Origin of the sequence: Arthrobacter sp. B1805, assembly GCF_002929745.1 — a bacterium.
Lineage (GTDB): Bacteria > Actinomycetota > Actinomycetes > Actinomycetales > Micrococcaceae > Arthrobacter_D.
Map to the genome: position 1 here is coordinate 468,707 of NZ_PJIQ01000001.1, position 16,506 is coordinate 485,212.

Sequence of the window (16,506 nt, forward strand, 5' to 3'; positions counted from 1 at the left end):
ATTATCCCCTAGGCGGATAATCCTTATGCTTCAAGGCGACACGCCGAACAGTCGCTCCGGGGGTAGTCTTTCTGATGCCGGTCTCAGGGTGAGTACAGGCCTCCAAGCAAAGGAATAGTGGTGAGATGGCAGACGGGAATAACTTCTCGGATGTGCAGTTTCTGACGGTCGCCGAAGTGGCGGAGCTGATGCGTGTCTCGAAGATGACCGTGTACCGGCTCGTCCACGCAGGAGACCTTCCGGCGGTGCAGTTCGGCCGCTCCTACCGCGTTCCCGAGTCAGCAGTCCAGGAGTTCCTTCACCGCGCACAGGTCGACGGGCAGACCGAGAGCGCCTGAGGCGGCCGCCGTCCGGCCCGTTCTCCAAACGGATGTACCCTGTTAAGGAGCGTTTTGGGCGGGCTTCCGCCTGCTCATCTTTGTGTATCATCTCGGCAGCTGCCACCAGGCATTCGCCGTTCGTCATCCCAGCGCGGTCCCCGGCTTCCGGCCGGAGTTCCGCTGGCAACCAAACAAGTTTGTGAGGACTCTATGGGTTCAGTAATCAAGAAGCGCCGTAAGCGGATGGCGAAGAAGAAGCACCGCAAGCTGCTTCGCAAGACGCGTCACCAGCGTCGCAACAAGAAGTAGCAGGCGCCCGGCCACGAGTCGGAGCGTGCCGAACGGTCCGGATCCCAGCCCTCAGGGCATGGGAGCCGGGCCGTCGTCGTTCTCCGGAGCACGAACCCGATTCCGCGGCGTCCCGGCGCCTCGGAGCGTCAGTGGTGTCAGCGGCTTCTGAACCGCGAGAACCCGCGCCAGAGTCCGTAGACCGCACCGGCCACGGTGGCCACACGCAGGCCGAGGGTTGCGGCGCGGCGCCCGCTGCGGAAGTCGTAGACCGGCCAGTTGTTCGCCCTGGCATGCCTGCGGAGTTTGCTGTCCGGATTGATCGCCACGGGATGGCCGACGACCGTCAGTAGCGGGATGTCGTTGTAGGAGTCGCTGTATCCCCAGCACCGCGCGAGGTCCAGGTTCTCCCGTTGGGCGAGATCCAGGACAGCAGCCGCCTTCGCCGGCCCGTGCAGGAAGTCACCGACGAGCTTCCCCGTGTAGAGGCCCTGGGCAACCTCGCCCACTGTGCCGAGGGCTCCGGTCAGTCCGAGGCGGCTGGAGATCACGGCCGCCACCTCCACCGGCGTCCCTGTCACGAGCCAGACCTGGCGGTTCGAGGACAGGTGCTGCTCGGCGAGTGCACGTGCACCCGGCCAGATCTTCGAGGCGATCATCTCGTCGTACACCTCCTCGCCGAGGGCGAGGATGTCCTCGTGGGCGATGCCGATGGCGAAGGCGAGGGCGGCATCACGCACCGAGTTCACGTCCGTCATGGTCTCACCGCGCATGATGAAGCGGAGTTGTTTCCACGCCAGCCCGGCGGCGAAGCGGAGGGTGAAGGCCTTGCGTTGATACATCTTGCGCGCCACGTGGAACAGGCTCGCCCCGCGCATCAGCGTGTTGTCGACGTCGAAGAAGGCGGCCTCGCCCTTAATCTGTTCCGGATGCTCCGGGGAGGGCTTCGTGGCCCGGCTGGCGTCCGGCATGATCCGAGTCTAGTCATGCGTCCTTCCCACCTGCTCCCCGGCACAGCAATGCCGCGGAAGTGCCCCCCGGGGTGCCGCCGAAGTACGGTGGAAGCATGCAGACCCCGACGGACTCGCCCGGTGCCGGCGTCGTGCTCCTCACCCGGCCCGAGTGCCATCTCTGCGAGGACGCGCGGAGTGTCGTGGCACGGGTGGCGGCTGAACTCGGCGTCGATTGGCAGGAGCTGTCGGTGACCGAGGCGCCGGGTCTCGGTGCCCGGTTCGCGGAGGAGTTGCCCGTCCTCTTCATCGACGGCGTACAGCGCGACTTCTGGTCCATCGACGAAGCGAGGCTGCGCAGGTTGCTGGCCTGAAACGCTCCGTACCGGATGACAGGGCAGTGCTGCACTGTCCGATCAGCCGGCTTGGAGGCGCCGCGTGGTCGGCATAAAGTGGTGGTACTTCCGCCCCCGACGCCGGGATCACGGATCCGCTGTTCCGGACCGGGTGCGGCGGTGCTATCGACGGAGCGACGACAGTGACAACGCCGGACATGCCAGGCCTTCATCCCGTAGGCGATCCCGCGCGCCACATACCGCCTGCGTCCGTAGCCCGCCTGACCATCTACGTACGGGCACTCAATTCGCTGTTGGCCGAGGGCATCGAGCGTGTCTCCTCGGACGAACTCGCCGACGCAGCCGGCGTGAATTCCCCGATGCTGCGCAAGGACCTCTCCTATCTGGGGTCCTACGGCACGCGTGGGGTCGGCTATGACGTGCAGTACCTCAACCGGCAGATCTCCGCAGCCCTGGGGCTGACACTGGACTGGCGCGTCGCCATCATCGGAGCGGGAAACCTCGGCCGCGCGCTGGCCGGCTACTCGGGGTTCGTGTCGCGCGGGTTCGAGATCGTGGCGCTCTTCGATGCTGACCAGCTCGTCGTCGGGTCAGAGGTCGGGTACCTCCGCGTCAGTTCGGTCGGTGATCTCGAGACGGTGCTGGAACGTACGCGCACCAACATGGCTGTTCTCTCAGTCCCCGCGGCGGTCGCGCAGGAGCTGTGCGACCGTCTCGTCGCGGCGGGCATCTCGAGCATCCTGAGTTTCGCGCCCGTGGTGCTCCAGGTTCCGCCGCACGTGCAGGTGCGGAAGGTGGACATGTCCACGGAACTGCAGATCCTCGCCTATCACGCGCAAAGGGCGCAGGAGCCGGACCTCGGTCCGATCTCCCGCGCCCAGTAGGTTCGCGGCGGTAGATTCAGTAGCCCAGCTTCTGCGGGGCGAAGTAGGGGCGCGCGGGCTTGAGGTAGGTCATGATGACTCCGGCGAGGCCGAGGACCATCACGATGACACCCAGGGCCGTCGAGACCACCGGTGTCTCCGGCATCGACTGCCCGCTGGCTTCGGCTGCCTGGGTCGCCAGCGGCAGCAGCAGGAGTCCGCCGAGCACGAAGAGCGCGTTCAGGGTCGCCAGCACGGTCGCGGTGATGCGCGCCCAGTTCTGGCCCTTGCGGATGAAGATCGCGAGGACGACGTAGACCGCAGCGAAGAGGACGGCGAAGACGAGGCCGACCACCACGCCGACTGAAGCACCCGGCAGGTCCGGCACCTCGGCCGTCAGGGCCGAGATGATCGAGGACAGCAGCGTCAGGACGCCGGCGGCGAGGATCAGGTAGTAGGCACGCTCGACCTCACGGGGTGCGGGGCCCTTCCCGCTCGCGTCGGGATCACCGCCGGAGGTCGGATAGGCGTAGCCCGAGGGCTGGGCGGCCTGGTAGCCGTACTGGCCCCCGTCGTTCTGCTGCCCGTAGGGGCGGGGCTGGCCGGACTGGTGGTCCGGGCCCTGGCTGCCGCCGTTCGCGCCGGCGGGATTCCAAGCCGGCCCGCTGCCCTGTCCGTTCGGGTTGTCCTGTGGCGTGCTCATTGCGGCGTCCTCCGTTGATCTGATGCGGTCATCCTGCGCTGGTGCCCCCATGGACGTACCCGGCGTGGATGTGGTCCCTGTCAGCCTAGTTCGTCGCGTCGCGGCGGGCACAGTGCTTAACGCCGGCGGCCGGCGTCGTCCTCGGGACGACGCCGGCCGAGAGGCAGGCCGAAGGCGGTCTGCGTGGCGCGGCGGATCAGACCGTGGCGACGGCGGGAGCCACGAAAGCGGCTTCGATGGTGATGGTCACCTTGTCACCGACGAGGACGCCACCGGCTTCGAGGGCGGCGTTCCAGGTCAGGCCGAAATCCTTGCGGGAGATGGTGGTCGATGCCGAGACACCTGCGCGGGTCGCTCCGAAGGGATCGACGGCGACACCGTTGAATTCGGCGTCGAGCACCACGGACTTGGTGATCCCGCGGATGGTCAGGTCTCCGTGGATCTTGTAGGTTTCGCCCGAGCCCTCGTGGGAGGTGGAGACGAAGGTGATCTCGGGGAACTCCTCGACGTCGAAGAAGTCGGCGCCCTTGACGTGGGCGTCGCGGTTCTCGTCGCCCGAGGTGAAGGACGCGGTCTTGATGGTGGCCGTGATGTTCGAGTCCTCGAGCGAGGAGCCGACGGTGAGGGAGGCGTCGACATCCTTGAACGAGCCGCGCACCTTGCTGATGCCGGCGTGACGGACGCTGAATCCGACCTCGCTGTGAGCGGGGTCGAAGGACCAGGTGCCGGAGGTGAGGCCTGAGGGGACAGTCATGATGTTCTCCTGGAAGAGTGGGTGGCGAATGCTTACGGGGTGTAGAAGCATGCGTATGCATGTTTTATTCCACACATCGCTCAAATGTTCAACCAAAGTGACGTCGGAGGTCGAGCGCGCCGCTCAGGCCGATTCGCCGAGCCGCGGGCACATGCGAGAAACTGGGACCATGCAGCGATCAACCGTCCACCTGGTGCGCCATGGTGAGGTCCACAACCCGGAGGGGGTCCTCTACGGCAGGCTTCCCGAGTTCCACCTCTCCGACCTCGGCCGGCGGATGGCCGCACAGATGGCCGGGTACTTCGTGCAGCGACGCGACGAAGGCGCGAACATCGTGCATCTCGTAGCCTCCCCGCTGACCAGGGCACAGGAGACGGCGCAGCCCGTAGCCGATGCGCTCGCACTCACGATCTCCACCGACGAGCGCATCATCGAGGCGGAGAACCGCTTCGAAGGCATGTCGAGGATCAAGAGCAGGCTCCGCCAGCCGCGGTACTGGCCCCTCCTCGTCAACCCGTTCCTCCCCTCATGGGGCGAGCCCTACAACCAGCAGGTCGAGCGGGTCATGGCTGGAGTGCACGATGCCCGCCGGCGCGCTGTCGAGCTGGCCGGGCCGGACGCGGTGGACCGGCCCGCCGAGGCGATCCTCATCAGTCACCAGCTACCCATCTGGGTGACGCGACTGGCCGCCGAGCACCGCCGCCTGTGGCACGATCCGCGTCAGCGTGAATGCACCCTCACGTCGGTCACCTCGCTCGATTTCGACGGCGACGTCATCACGCGCGTGCGGTACGCGGAGCCGAGCGCCGATCTCCTGCCCGGTGCGGCGAATGTCCCCGGGGCGTAATAGAATTACTACACGTCGTAGAAATCAAGGGAAGAAGCCGTGACCGCAACCGCCCGTCCCACGAACCGCCGACGCCTGCTCAGGCTGGCGGCGCTGGCCTTCGCCGTGCCGGTCTCCCTCGTGATGACGTCGTGCACGGCAGAGGATCCGCTGGCCCAGCAGGCAGCGGCGGGCGACGGCAAGAACTACATCGCAGGCGACGGCTCGGTCACCGAATACGCCGAGTCGGACCGCGGTCAGCCCGTCGAGGTATCGGGCACGCTGTTCGACGGAACGCCGGTCTCCAGTGCCGACTGGGACGACCAGGTGACGGTCCTGAACTTCTGGTACGCGTCCTGTGCGCCGTGCCGGGAAGAAGCCCCTGATCTCGTGTCGCTCCACGACGAGTACACGCCACAGGGTGCCGCGTTCTACGGCGTGAACATCCGCGACGAGCGGGCGACCGCCGAGGCGTTCGAGCGCAGCTTCGGCATCCCGTACCAGAGCTTCGACGACAAGGACGGCGGCGTCCTGCTCGACATGACGCAGTACGTGCCACCGCAGGCCGTGCCCACGACGATCGTGCTCGACCGCGAAGGGCGCGTGTCTGCCAGGATCCTCGGGCTCGCCGACCGCGGCACCCTCAAGGCCCTGATCACCGATGCCCTCGCCGAGTAGCGCGTTGCTCGCGCCGCGCCCATGACGGGTCCGCTGGCCGTAACCGTTCCCCTCGCCGCGGGGAACGCCTTCGCCGACGCCGTGCTCAACGGGTCGATGCTCCTCGCCCTCCCGGTCGCGCTGCTCGCAGGCCTGGTCTCCTTCGTATCGCCCTGCGTCCTTCCGCTGGTGCCCGGGTACCTCGGGTACGTGACCGGCCTGACCGGCGTCGACCTCGAGAAGCAGAAGAAGGGGCGGATGGTCGCCGGGATCGGGCTCTTCGTCCTCGGCTTCTCCGCCGTGTTCATGGCCTATGGGACCCTGTTCGGCCAGCTGGGAGCCTTCCTCAGGGTGTCCCAGGGATGGCTCATCCAGGTCTTCGGCGTCGTCGTGATACTCCTCGGCATCGTCTTCATGGGCGGCCTGTCCTGGTTCCAGCGTGAGAGCAGGGTGCACGCCAGGGTCCCGGCGGGGCTCCTCGGGGCGCCGCTGCTCGGCGTGACCTTCGGCCTCGGCTGGGCTCCGTGCATCGGTCCGACCCTCGGCGCCGTGCAGCTGCTCGCGATCTCCGGCAACGACGCGACAGCCCTCAAGGGCGCCGTGCTGACCTTCGTGTACTGCCTCGGACTGGGGCTGCCGTTCCTGCTGATCGCGCTCGGAGTGCGTCGCGGCATGGGGGCGCTCGCCTTCTTCCGGAAGCACCGGCTCCTGCTGCAGCGTGCCGGGGGAGGGCTCCTCGTGCTCGTCGGCGTGCTCATGGTCACGGGTGTGTGGAACTTCTGGATCACCCGGTTGCAGGACGTGCTGATCGGGAACGTGGTGCTGCCGATCTGATCGGCGGCACGCACGGCAAGGAAGCAAACGACTCTGATGGGACAGGCACAGTGAAGCAGGACGTCACGCAGGACGCGACAGGCAGGGACTGTGCGCAGGGCACCAAGCCCGACGTCGTCCTGCCCTCCCTCGGGTTCCTCGGGACCCTCCGCTGGGCATGGACGCAGCTCACCAGCATGCGCACGGCCCTGTTCCTCCTCCTCCTCCTCGCCGTCGCGGCTGTTCCCGGATCGTTGTTCCCGCAGCGGCCGGCGAATCCTGCCGTCGTCACCCAGTACATCCAGGACAATCCGGAGAGCGGGCCGGTCCTCGACTGGTTCCAGCTGTTCGACGTCTACTCGTCGGTCTGGTTCTCCGCGATCTACCTCCTGCTCTTCATCTCGCTCATCGGCTGCGTGGTACCCCGTGCGGCCGCGCACTTCCGGGCCGTGCGCTCCAAGCCCCCGCGCACGCCCAAGCGCCTGTCGCGCCTGCCCGTCTACGGCACCCTGGAGGTGTCCGCGGCCCGCGCGCGCGACGCCGGACTCACGCCGTCGTCGGCCGCGGAACAGGCTGCCGCGGTGCTGCGCAAGCGCGGGTATCGGGTCGATGTCCGCGACGCAGGGACGGACCGTCCATCGGTGGGCGCCGAGCGCGGTCTCGCCAAGGAGTTCGGCAACCTGGTCTTCCACACTTCGCTGATCGGAGTCCTCGTCTCGGTCGCGGTCGGTGGGCTCTTCGGCTACAACGGCCAGAAGGTGGTCGTCGAGGGCGAGAGTTTCGTCAACACTTTGATCGGTTACGACAGCTTCAACCCGGGGTCGAACTTCACCGACGACCAGCTCGATCCCTACTCGATCCGCCTGGACTCCTTCGACGTCCGCTTCGACCGGGAGCAGGAGAGCCACTACGGCCAGCCGCTCGACTTCACCGCGAACATCACCACGCAGGACGGCCCCGGCGAGGACGAGGAGCAGCAGGTCCTCAAGGTCAACGCACCGCTCACGATCGGCGGGACCAACGTGTACCTCGTCGGGAACGGCTACGCACCGGTCGTGACCGTGCGCGACGGCGAAGGCAACATCGCCTCACAGGGACCGGTCGTATCGGTGCCGTCCGACGGCCTCTACACCTCGCTGATCGTGATCAAGGCTCCCGACGCCAAGCCCGAGCAGCTCGGCTTCGTCGGGTTCTTCCTGCCCACCGCGTTCGTGGACGAGCAGGGCGTTTCCTTTTCCCGGGACCCCGATCCCTTCAACCCCCAGCTCAACCTGAACTCCTACTACGGCGACCTCGGACTCGACGACGGAACACCCGAGAACGTCTACGTGCTGGACACGGAGAACCTCACGGAGCTCAACAGCAGGAACAACGACGACGGCGGCATCGTGCTCGGTGTCGGCCAGACCTACGACCTGCCCGAGGGCAAGGGCTCGATCACCTTCGACGGACTCAAGCGGTACGCCGCCCTCGACATCCACCACGATCCGGGCGAGCTGGGCGCCCTCGTGTTCTCGACGCTCGCGCTGCTCGGCCTCTCCGCGTCCCTGTTCATCGGCCGCCGCAGGCTATGGGTGAGGACGGGCGAGCATCCGGACGGGCGGATCATGGTCGAGTACGCGCTGCTGGCGCGGGGCGAGGACCACCGGCTCCCGGCGGAGGGCGACGCCGTCGCGAAGCTGCTGGCCGACCGATGGTTGGTGCCGAGCGGCACGCCGGAGGAAAATAGTACGCAGGACGCCGCCGCATCCACTGCGGTCGGCACGGGGCAGTCGCACCACAACGCAAAGGACACCTGATGCCACAACCAGTCAATGCCGAGCTCGGGCAGCTCAGTGAGCTCTTCATGCTCCTGGCTTCCATCGCCTATGTGGTGGCGCTCATCTTCTTCGTGCTCGACCTCGTGAAGTCGAGTGCGACCATCGGTACCCTCGAGGCGCGGCTCGCCGGCGAGAAGGCGGCTCCGGTGCTCGCCGGCGTCGGCGGTCGCGGATCCGGTCCGACGGCGGAGTCCGTGCCGACGCGTGCCGAGACGGCCGACGACTCGATGGACTACGGCAGGGGCCCGCGGCGTGGGACGGCACGCGTGGCTGTCTCCCTGACGGTGCTTGCCGCCGTGATCCACGGTGCCGCCGTCGTCACACGCGGTGTCGCCGCACACCGCGTGCCCTGGGGCAACATGTACGAGTTCTGCACGACCGGCGCCTTCCTCGTTGCCGCGATCTTCCTGATCACCCTCACACGGAAGGATCTGCGCTTCGTGGGATCCTTCGTCGTGGGACTCGTGGTCATCATGCTGTGTGCGGCGACCGTCGGGTTCCCCACTCCCGTCGCCCGCCTCATCCCCGCGCTCCAGAGCTACTGGCTGATCGTGCACGTCTCCATCGCGGTCGCCTCCTCGGCCCTGTTCACCATCACGTTCGCCATGTCCGTGCTGCAACTCCTGCAGACCTCCCGTGAGGCCAAGCTCATGGCAGGCAAGCCCGACAGGGCGAGGTTCCTCCGCCTCGTGCCCTCGGCACTGAGCCTCGAGAACCTGTCCTACCGCCTCAACGCCGTCGCATTCGTGGGCTGGACCTTCACGCTCATGGCGGGTGCCATCTGGGCCGAGCAGGCATGGGGCCGCTACTGGGGCTGGGACACCAAGGAGGTCTGGACCTTCGTCATCTGGACCGTCTACGCCGGCTATCTCCACGCCCGCGCCACGCGCGGCTGGACGGGCACCCGGGCTGCCTGGCTCTCGATCGTCGGGTACCTCTGCATCGTGTTCAACTTCACGATCGTCAACATCTACTTCTCGGGCCTGCACAGCTACTCCGGCGTGTAGCAGGCGGGTGGCGCGGCGCACCGGCGGCACGTCCGCCTGTGCGCCGCGCTGTCATATCCAGGACCTGCACCTCAGGGCCGTCTGCGCTGTCGTACCGAGGACCTGCACCTCAAGGCTGCGAGCGCTGTCCCATCGACGACGCCCCGTGCGAGCCGCCGCATCGAGGACCGGCACCTCAAGGCTGCGAGCGCTGTCCCATCGACGACCAGCACCTCAGGGCCGGTGTGCGCCTGCGGATCCCGAACCGGCGTCGTCGTTGCCGTCGTGCTCGTCGCCCTTGGCGGGCTTGTCCTTGTCGTCCTCGCGCGCCTTGGCCTCCCGATCCTTCTGCTGCTGTTCGCGGCGCCGCCTCTCCTGCTCGCGGGCCTGCTGCCGGCGCTGGGTCTCCAGGTTCTGGAGGAAGGCGGGATCATCGTCAGGAGCAGTCGGAGTGCGTGGCGCCGGGCGGCGAGGCCCGGAGGGACCCTGCGAGCGCGGCCTGCCGAAGAGGAACCACATCCCCGCGCCGATGAGCGGCAGGATCAGGATGGTGACGAACCAGGCGGTCTTCGAGATGCTCCGTACCTCATGTTTTCGGCTCATGACGCAGTCGATCAGTGCGTAGATGACGACGGCGACCCCGAGGATCGCGGCGAAGAGCAGGAGGCGGGGCATGCGCCAATTGTAGGCGAGTAAACTTGGAGCGTGGCCTTCCTCAAATTCACCGCCCTGCGCCTGGTGCTGATCGTCGTCTTCTACGTGGCGTGCGTGCTGCTGGGACTGGGGATCTTCCTGTCCGCCGTGGTGGCCGCCATCCTGGCCTGGTGCGTGACCTACCTCTTCTTCCGGGAACTCCGTGACTCCGCCGCGGCCTCGCTGCAACGCCGCTTCACGCCTGGCGCTCCGCCCGTGCGGACCGCGGTCGAGCTCGACGACGCCGCTGCCGAGGACGCGCTGGACCCCAACACCCCGGTGAACTCCGACCGCAAGCCGCGAGGCAACGCCGCCTGATCCGCCTGCCGGTCCACCTGCCCGCCCGGCAGGCAGGAGCTACGCGAGCACGGTGGTGATCACGATCCCCGCCGCGAAGAGAACACTGAACGCGAGATTGATCAGGCCCGTCTGCTTGAGGACCGGGATGAGGCTCTTGCGCTTCTTGCCCTTGAGCATGAGCCAGCTCGGCATCAGGCAGGCAGGGATGAGCAGCAGCACGAGCAGGACCCAAGGGTAGTCGTAGCTCAGGAACAGGGGCAGCAGCAGGGCCGCGGCGAGCATCATCACGTAGCTGACGCGGGCAGCGGTGTCGCCGAGCCTCACCGCCAGGGTCTTCTTGCCCACTGCGCTGTCCGTCGGGATGTCGCGCACGTTGTTCGCCATCAGCAGGGCCATGGCGATCAGGCCCGTACACACCGCGCCGACCCACGCAGGGCCACTGAGCCGGTCCGCCTGCGTGAAGGTCGTTCCCAAGGTCGCCACCAGTCCGAAGAACACGAACACGAAGATGTCGCCGAGGCCCAGGTAGCCGTACGGGTTCTTCCCCCCGGTGTAGCCCCATGCAGCCGCGATGGAACCTACTCCGACTAGGAGCAGTATCCAGGCCTGGGACAGGATGATCAGGGCCAGACCGGCGAGCATCGCGAGGCCGAAGCAGATGAAGGCCGCGAGCTTGACGTGCTGCGGCCGCGCGACCCCCGAGCCGGTGAGGCGAAGCGGTCCCACGCGTTCGTCGTCCGTTCCCCGGATGCCGTCCGAGTAGTCGTTGGCGTAGTTCACGCCGACCTGCAGCAGCACGGAGACCACCGCCGCGAGCACGGCGTTGAGCGGCTTGAACGATCCGAGGCCGAAGGCAGCGGCGCTTCCGATGATCACGGGAGCGAAGGCCATCGGAAGGGTACGCGGACGGGCCCCTTCGAGCCATTGAGCGGCAGTCGCCACAGGTGTGTCCTCCTGGTCGGGTCGGTCGTGCGTCGGGTGTCCGGGAGCCGGCTCAGGCACGTTCGAGGAGTGAGTGGATGGTGCGGCGGTCGGGCTTGCCGCCGGGCAGGAGCGGAAAGGCGTCCAGGGTCACGATCGCCTTGGGGACGGCGTGTGCCCCCAGTTCCACGTGCACGGCCTGGCGGATGACCTCGGCGTCGACGTCGCCCACCACGGCTGCGGCCACGGACATGCCCCACTCCTCGCTCCGGATGCCGAGCACCATGGCCTGCTCCACGCCGGGCAGGTTCTGGATCACGTCGGACACCTTCGTGGCGGAGACCTTCAGGGCACCCGTGATGATGACGTCGTCGAGCCGCCCGTGCACGGTGACCGACCCGTCGAGCGCCACGTCCCCGGCGTCGTCGGTCATGAACCACCGCCGGCCGGAGTTGAAGACGAACCTATCCTCCGTGAGCGCGGGCGCGTTGAGGTACCCGTCTGCAAGGACCGCACCACCGATGCGCAGGCGCCCCTCCACGGAGCGGAGTTCGACGCCGTCGAGCGGGGTGCCGTCGTACACGCAACCGCCGCAGGTCTCGCTCATGCCGTAGGTCTCGACGACCTTGAGGTCGTGGCTGCGAGCGAGCGACCGCAGCGCTGCTCCGGCCGGCGCACCGCCCAGCAGGATCGCGTCGAACCGCCGCAGTACCCGGAGTGTCTCGGGGGACGGATCAGCCAGCAGGCGGTGGAGCTGTGTCGGAACCAGCGAGGTGAAGCGCACGCGGTCCGTCAGCTCCGCCGCGGCGTCGGTGAACGCCTGCGGCGTGAAACCCGCGGAGGTGTCCATGACCCACGGCTGCGTGCCGGCGAACAGCGACCGGACCAGCACCTGGAATCCCGCGACGTAGTGCACCGGGAGGGTGAGGAGCCACTGGCCCTCGGCTTTCAGCGCGAAGGCCGTGCCCATCGCCGAGGCCGCGAGGGCGTCGACGCTGAGCATCGTCTGCTTCGGGGTTCCCGTCGACCCGGAGGTGCTGATCACCGCGGCGATCTCGTCATTGGGCAGCACCCCCTCGAACGCCTGGTCCGGCAGGGCATGGGGCGCGACGGCGGGACCCTCGCCGGCGAGGGCGGCTGCGAGGGGCTTGAGCAGCCCGAGGGGATCGAAGCCCTCGGGGGTGTGCACGGGGAGGAGTTCCACGCCGCTCCTAGAAGTAGTAGGGGAACGAGGACCAGTCCGGGGCGCGTTTCTCGAGGAACGCTTCCTTGCCTTCCACCGCCTCGTCGGTCATGTACGCAAGGCGCGTCGCCTCGCCTGCGAAGACCTGCTGGCCGGCAAGCCCGTCGTCCGCGAGGTTGAACGCGAACTTCAGCATGCGGATGGCCTGGGGGCTCTGCCGTGCGATGTCGGCTGCGTACGCGAGTGCCGTGGCCTCCAGTTCCGCGTGGTCGACGGCCTCGTTGACAGCACCCATGTCCATCATGTCCTGCGCAGAATATTCACGCGCGAGGAAGAAGATCTCGCGGGCCTTCTTCTGGCCGATCTGCCGGGCGAGAAGGGCTGAACCGTAGCCGGCGTCGAAGCTGCCCACGGTGGCGTCGGTCTGCTTGAACCTGCCGTGCTGGGCCGAGGCGATCGTGAGGTCTGCGACGACGTGCAGGCTATGGCCACCACCCGCCGCCCAGCCGTTGACGACGGCGATGACGACCTTCGGCATGGTCCGGATCAGGCGCTGGACCTCGAGGATGTGGAGACGCCCCGCGCGCGCCGGATCGATGGTCTCCTTCGTCTCGCCCTCGGCGTACCGGTAGCCGTCGCGGCCACGGATACGCTGGTCGCCGCCGGAGCAGAAGGAGTGGCCGCCGTCGCGCGGGCTCGGGCCGTTTCCTGTCAGGAGCACGGTCGCCACATCCGGCGTCATCCGGGCGTGGTCCAGGGCGCGGTACAGCTCGTCGACCGTGCCGGGGCGGAAGGCGTTGCGCACCTCGGGGCGATCGAAGGCGATCCGGACGGTGGGGAGGTCGCGCACCACGGTGCCGTCGGCGTCGCGCTCGACCTGGCGGTGGTACGTCATGTCCGTGAAGTCCTCGAACCCCGTCACGACCCGCCAGCGGGTCGGGTCGAAGATGTCGGATACCTTTGCCGGGAGCTCTGAAGTCACCCGTCGAGTCTAGCCGCGCCCGCTCGTGTCCGATCCGGCCGAGGGCCAGCCCGCGTGCCCGCCTGTCCGGTCGGGGTGAGTGATTGCGGGACCGACGGGGGTGAGTGGAGGGAGGCTGCCCGCGCGGGGAGGCAGGGGTCATGACCTGTCCGTGCGCCACGACTCCCTCAGCGCGTCGATGCCGTCGAGCAGTAGGTCCAGTCCCACGGCGAATTCCTCGTCGTAGTCATAGCCCGACCGCCCCAGTTCGACGACGACCTCCATCAGGTAGGGGTACAGCTCCCCGGCTTCCGCGGCCAGCCCCTGCTGCGTTGCGGCCGCGACCTGGCCGGACTCCTCCGGCGTCTCGAACGACAGTGTCTTCTGCTGCAGGGCGAAACCGTAGACGTAGGCGTCCAGGGCGGAGGTGACGTGGACGGTCGTCCTGAAGGAGAATCCGCTCTCGCGCAGGCATCCCATCATGGCGTTGTGCTGCCGTAGGTTCTGCGGTCCCGGCCGGCTGTGGGCTTCCATGAGTCCCACCGCCCAGCGGTGCCGGGTGAGTGCAGCGCGGAGTGAGACCGCGCGCTCGCGCATTGCACGCTTCCACCCGCGCAAGGCACCCGGCTCGGTCACCTCGCCCCAGACGATGTCCACCATGCCGTCGAGCAGGTCCTCCTTGTTCGCGACGTGCTTGTACAGCGCCATCGGAACCACGCCGAGCGTCTGCGCGAGCGTGCGCATCGTGAAACCGTCGATTCCGACATCGTCGGCGAGCTCTATGCCGGCGTGCAGCACTGCCTGCCTGTTGAGGCGGCGGCGCGTAATCTCCTCCCGCTGAGCCACGGATGCTCCTCCTGATGCCGACTGTCCCGTTGACAAAGTGTACGGGATACACCTACCGTCGAGGCACTGGTGTACGCCGTACACATCGAGTTGACAGGAGCATCATGAAATCCGACGACAGGGCTGCCCGGCTGGCCGGGATCTTCTTCATCATCACGTTCGTGTCCGCTATTGCGGGCGCCCTGCTCTACGGGCCGGTGCTGACCGACCCCGAATACGTAACCGGGCCCGGTGCGGATGTCCGGGTCCTTTTCGGCGCGGTGTGTGAGATCGTGCTGGTCATCACGAACATCGGCACCGCGATCGTCCTTTTCCCCTTGCTTCGGCGGCACCACGAGGCTGCTGCCCTCGGCTACGTCGCCGCGCGGATCATGGAGTGCGCCCTGATCGTCGTCGGGATGCTCAGCGTGCTGGCCGTCGTGACCCTTCGCCAGGTTGCCGCATCCGACGGCGACGGGGCGTCCTACCTCCCGGTGGCCCGCGCCCTCGTCGCCCTCCACGACTGGACGTTCCTCCTGGGTCCCGGATTCGTCGTCGGGATCGGGAACGGCCTGCTGCTCGGGTTCCTCATGTACAGGTCCGGCCTCGTGCCTCGGCGCCTGGCGCTGCTGGGCCTCATCGGCGGGCCCCTGATGTCCGTGTCCGGGGTCGCGGTGCTCTTCGGCGCGTACGAGCAGGTGTCGGTGTGGTCCGGGCTGGCGACGCTCCCGGAGATCCTGTGGGAGGCATCGCTCGGCATCTACCTCGCGTTCGTGGGGGTCCGAGGCCGGTCTGCCGGGGACGCTTCCAGGACAGTTTCGGCCACGCCGCTCACCTAGCGTCGAAGCTGCGGAAGGTCCAGGGCGTTCCGGACCGCGGGGTAGTACCCGTACCGGTAGCCCTCGGCAGTGGGATGCAGGTTGTCGCTCGCTTCCATGCGGAGAGTGATCCAGGGGTCGGGGGAGCCGAGTCCGTGGTCCTCGAAGGGTGCCACCACGTCCACGAAGATGAAGCCATGGGCTTCGGTCCGGGACCTGATGAGCGCGTTGAGCGAGTCCGTGCCCGCGTTGAAGGCCTGCTGCGACGCCAGGGGGATGAGATCGTTCCCGAAGCGGGGTGAGAACAGGTGGGGGTAGCCGGTGACGACGACAACAGCGTCCGGTGCAGCCGTCCGGATGGTGCCGTACAGGGCGTCGAGGTGGGCGCCGAGGGCTGGCAGCGCCGTCGCGCTCCTGGACGCGATGGTCTGTGAGCAGGCGGGCGCCGGACGGGTTGCGCACACGACGGCGACCTCGCCGAAGCCGGCATCGTTGCCGCCCACCGAGACGCTCACCACGCCGGTGTCCGTATCCAGCCCCCCGGAGGCGATCACCTGGTCCACCTGCTCCGGCAGGTCGACGGCACCGCCCGGGTCCGACGTCGCCCTCGCACCCGCGCAGGTGGCATCCGCCACGAGGTCGAGCTGTCCCTCAGCGTCGAGGATGCCGGGCAGGCCCAGCGGGGACCGGCCGCAGTCGCCGGTGTAGGAGCCGGCGCCGAACCCCGAAGCGTACGAATCCCCGAGGGCCACGTACCGAGGCGGTGCCGCGCGTCGATCAGCTCCGAGACCGGAGGCACCACCGAGCATCATGCTGGTGGCGATGACGACGGCGGCGAGACGGGCTGCTCTGAAAGCGTGCTGCGTCATTCCTCAACGGTACGTGCGGGGACCGGCTTGTCGAGGAGGAGATTTGTGATGCGAAGGGTGCACAGGCGTCGGCCTGCGTCATTGGTTAGCAGCACTTCGTGGGTTGTCAGGGTGCGTCCCAGGTGGATCGGGGTCGCCGTGATCGTCACCGTGCCCTCCCGGGCACCCAGGTGGTGGGTTGCTGACACGTCCACCCCCACCGCCGTCTTCCCCAGCGTCGACGCGTGAATCACGGCGGCCCAGGAGCCGACTGCTTCGCCGACAGCGAGGGAGGCCCCGCCGTGGAGGAGCCCGAACGACTGGCGGTTGCCCTCCACGGGCATGGTCGCGACGACCCGGTCGACCGACTGTTCCACGATGACCACGCCCATCTTCTCATCGAGCTCACCGAGGGCAATGGTCCAGGGGGCCAGGGGTTCCTGCGTCATAGCGTGCTGCTCCTGAGCTCTTCGGTCTGCGTGCTGGTCGCCACTCTAGCGCTGCGGTTCGCGTCCACCACCACGACCCTTGCATAACAAGTGCGTTACGGAGCTGCATGGTGCAACCCCCTGACCTGCGGCGATAGCTGTTCCCGCTGATTTCCGTTAGGTGTGGAAGCGC

At 67.7% G+C, this 16,506-nt stretch carries 21 protein-coding genes; 11 read left to right on the top strand and 10 right to left on the bottom strand.

Features of this window, described 5'->3' with window-relative positions:
• Positions 1-125: 125 nt before the first annotated feature.
• On the top strand, positions 126-338 hold the full coding sequence (locus CXQ96_RS02295; protein WP_104116382.1) for a helix-turn-helix domain-containing protein: 213 nt from the start codon (positions 126-128) through the stop codon (positions 336-338).
• Positions 339-530: 192 nt separating this feature from the next.
• Positions 531-629, top strand: a complete 99-nt coding sequence (locus tag CXQ96_RS02300) for an AURKAIP1/COX24 domain-containing protein (RefSeq protein WP_003792170.1) — start codon at positions 531-533, stop codon at positions 627-629.
• 137 nt (positions 630-766) lie between these two features.
• Here the strand turns inward: CXQ96_RS02300 and CXQ96_RS02305 are convergent, their stop codons facing one another.
• Positions 767-1,579 (bottom strand): HAD family phosphatase, encoded by an 813-nt coding sequence (locus tag CXQ96_RS02305; protein WP_104116383.1) that lies wholly within the window; start codon positions 1,577-1,579, stop codon positions 767-769.
• Between the two features lie 95 nt (positions 1,580-1,674).
• On the opposite strand from CXQ96_RS02305, the gene CXQ96_RS02310 reads away from it, so the two are divergent.
• Both CXQ96_RS02310 and CXQ96_RS02315 read left to right on the top strand, forming a co-directional pair.
• Positions 1,675-1,932: a glutaredoxin family protein gene (locus CXQ96_RS02310; RefSeq protein WP_104116384.1), complete on the top strand. Its 258-nt coding sequence runs from the start codon at positions 1,675-1,677 to the stop codon at positions 1,930-1,932.
• 179 nt (positions 1,933-2,111) lie between these two features.
• Positions 2,112-2,798, top strand: a complete 687-nt coding sequence (locus CXQ96_RS02315) for a redox-sensing transcriptional repressor Rex (RefSeq protein WP_104116385.1) — start codon at positions 2,112-2,114, stop codon at positions 2,796-2,798.
• 16 nt (positions 2,799-2,814) lie between these two features.
• Here the strand turns inward: CXQ96_RS02315 and CXQ96_RS02320 are convergent, their stop codons facing one another.
• Entirely contained in the window at positions 2,815-3,480 is a 666-nt protein-coding gene (locus tag CXQ96_RS02320; RefSeq protein ID WP_104116386.1) for a DUF4282 domain-containing protein, read from the bottom strand.
• Between the two features lie 196 nt (positions 3,481-3,676).
• The gene (locus tag CXQ96_RS02325) at positions 3,677-4,234 is read right to left on the bottom strand and encodes a YceI family protein (protein ID WP_104116387.1); all 558 of its coding nucleotides are present in this window, start codon (positions 4,232-4,234) and stop codon (positions 3,677-3,679) included.
• Positions 4,235-4,403: 169 nt separating this feature from the next.
• Here CXQ96_RS02325 and CXQ96_RS02330 point away from each other — a divergent pair, with 169 nt between their 5' ends.
• From CXQ96_RS02330 to ccsB, 5 genes are all read left to right on the top strand, one after another.
• Positions 4,404-5,081: a histidine phosphatase family protein gene (locus tag CXQ96_RS02330; RefSeq protein WP_104116388.1), complete on the top strand. Its 678-nt coding sequence runs from the start codon at positions 4,404-4,406 to the stop codon at positions 5,079-5,081.
• 123 nt (positions 5,082-5,204) lie between these two features.
• The gene (locus CXQ96_RS02335) at positions 5,205-5,738 is read left to right on the top strand and encodes a TlpA disulfide reductase family protein (RefSeq protein ID WP_181036330.1); all 534 of its coding nucleotides are present in this window, start codon (positions 5,205-5,207) and stop codon (positions 5,736-5,738) included.
• A gap of 21 nt (positions 5,739-5,759) precedes the next feature.
• Entirely contained in the window at positions 5,760-6,551 is a 792-nt protein-coding gene (locus CXQ96_RS02340; protein WP_258058751.1) for a cytochrome c biogenesis CcdA family protein, read from the top strand.
• 119 nt (positions 6,552-6,670) lie between these two features.
• On the top strand, positions 6,671-8,329 hold the full coding sequence (locus CXQ96_RS02345; RefSeq protein ID WP_258058773.1) for a cytochrome c biogenesis protein ResB: 1,659 nt from the start codon (positions 6,671-6,673) through the stop codon (positions 8,327-8,329).
• Complete coding sequence (gene ccsB / locus CXQ96_RS02350; RefSeq protein WP_104116389.1) at positions 8,329-9,357, top strand: c-type cytochrome biogenesis protein CcsB; 1,029 nt, start codon at positions 8,329-8,331, stop codon at positions 9,355-9,357. The genes CXQ96_RS02345 and ccsB overlap by 1 nt, the downstream gene beginning before the upstream one ends.
• A gap of 213 nt (positions 9,358-9,570) precedes the next feature.
• Here the strand turns inward: ccsB and CXQ96_RS02355 are convergent, their stop codons facing one another.
• Positions 9,571-10,011, bottom strand: coding sequence for a PLD nuclease N-terminal domain-containing protein (locus CXQ96_RS02355; RefSeq protein WP_104116390.1), 441 nt, complete (start codon positions 10,009-10,011; stop codon positions 9,571-9,573).
• Positions 10,012-10,041: 30 nt separating this feature from the next.
• Here CXQ96_RS02355 and CXQ96_RS02360 point away from each other — a divergent pair, with 30 nt between their 5' ends.
• The gene (locus CXQ96_RS02360; protein ID WP_104116391.1) at positions 10,042-10,347 is read left to right on the top strand and encodes a DUF4229 domain-containing protein; all 306 of its coding nucleotides are present in this window, start codon (positions 10,042-10,044) and stop codon (positions 10,345-10,347) included.
• A gap of 39 nt (positions 10,348-10,386) precedes the next feature.
• On the opposite strand, the gene CXQ96_RS02365 is transcribed toward CXQ96_RS02360, so the two are convergent.
• The 4 genes from CXQ96_RS02365 to CXQ96_RS02380 all read right to left on the bottom strand — a co-directional run bounded on the left by CXQ96_RS02365 (position 10,387) and on the right by CXQ96_RS02380 (position 14,240).
• A complete protein-coding gene (locus tag CXQ96_RS02365) occupies positions 10,387-11,271 on the bottom strand; it encodes a 1,4-dihydroxy-2-naphthoate polyprenyltransferase (RefSeq protein ID WP_104116392.1) in 885 nt (294 codons plus the stop codon).
• Between the two features lie 52 nt (positions 11,272-11,323).
• Positions 11,324-12,454, bottom strand: coding sequence for an AMP-binding protein (locus CXQ96_RS02370; RefSeq protein WP_104116393.1), 1,131 nt, complete (start codon positions 12,452-12,454; stop codon positions 11,324-11,326).
• A 7-nt stretch (positions 12,455-12,461) separates the two neighbouring features.
• Positions 12,462-13,415, bottom strand: coding sequence for a 1,4-dihydroxy-2-naphthoyl-CoA synthase (locus tag CXQ96_RS02375; RefSeq protein WP_104116394.1), 954 nt, complete (start codon positions 13,413-13,415; stop codon positions 12,462-12,464).
• Positions 13,416-13,553: 138 nt separating this feature from the next.
• Complete coding sequence (locus CXQ96_RS02380; protein ID WP_258058752.1) at positions 13,554-14,240, bottom strand: TetR/AcrR family transcriptional regulator C-terminal domain-containing protein; 687 nt, start codon at positions 14,238-14,240, stop codon at positions 13,554-13,556.
• Positions 14,241-14,344: 104 nt separating this feature from the next.
• Here CXQ96_RS02380 and CXQ96_RS02385 point away from each other — a divergent pair, with 104 nt between their 5' ends.
• Positions 14,345-15,058 carry a DUF4386 domain-containing protein gene (locus CXQ96_RS02385; protein ID WP_258058753.1) on the top strand — a complete coding sequence of 238 codons (714 nt, stop codon included), beginning with the start codon at positions 14,345-14,347 and terminating at the stop codon, positions 15,056-15,058.
• Here CXQ96_RS02385 and CXQ96_RS02390 read toward each other — a convergent pair.
• Both CXQ96_RS02390 and CXQ96_RS02395 read right to left on the bottom strand, forming a co-directional pair.
• Positions 15,055-15,906: an SGNH/GDSL hydrolase family protein gene (locus CXQ96_RS02390; RefSeq protein ID WP_104116395.1), complete on the bottom strand. Its 852-nt coding sequence runs from the start codon at positions 15,904-15,906 to the stop codon at positions 15,055-15,057. The two genes, CXQ96_RS02385 and CXQ96_RS02390, sit on opposite strands and share 4 nt — an antisense overlap.
• On the bottom strand, positions 15,903-16,334 hold the full coding sequence (locus CXQ96_RS02395) for a hotdog fold thioesterase (RefSeq protein ID WP_104116396.1): 432 nt from the start codon (positions 16,332-16,334) through the stop codon (positions 15,903-15,905). Before CXQ96_RS02395 ends, CXQ96_RS02390 begins: the two co-directional genes overlap by 4 nt.
• Between the last annotated feature and the right edge of the window lie 172 nt (positions 16,335-16,506).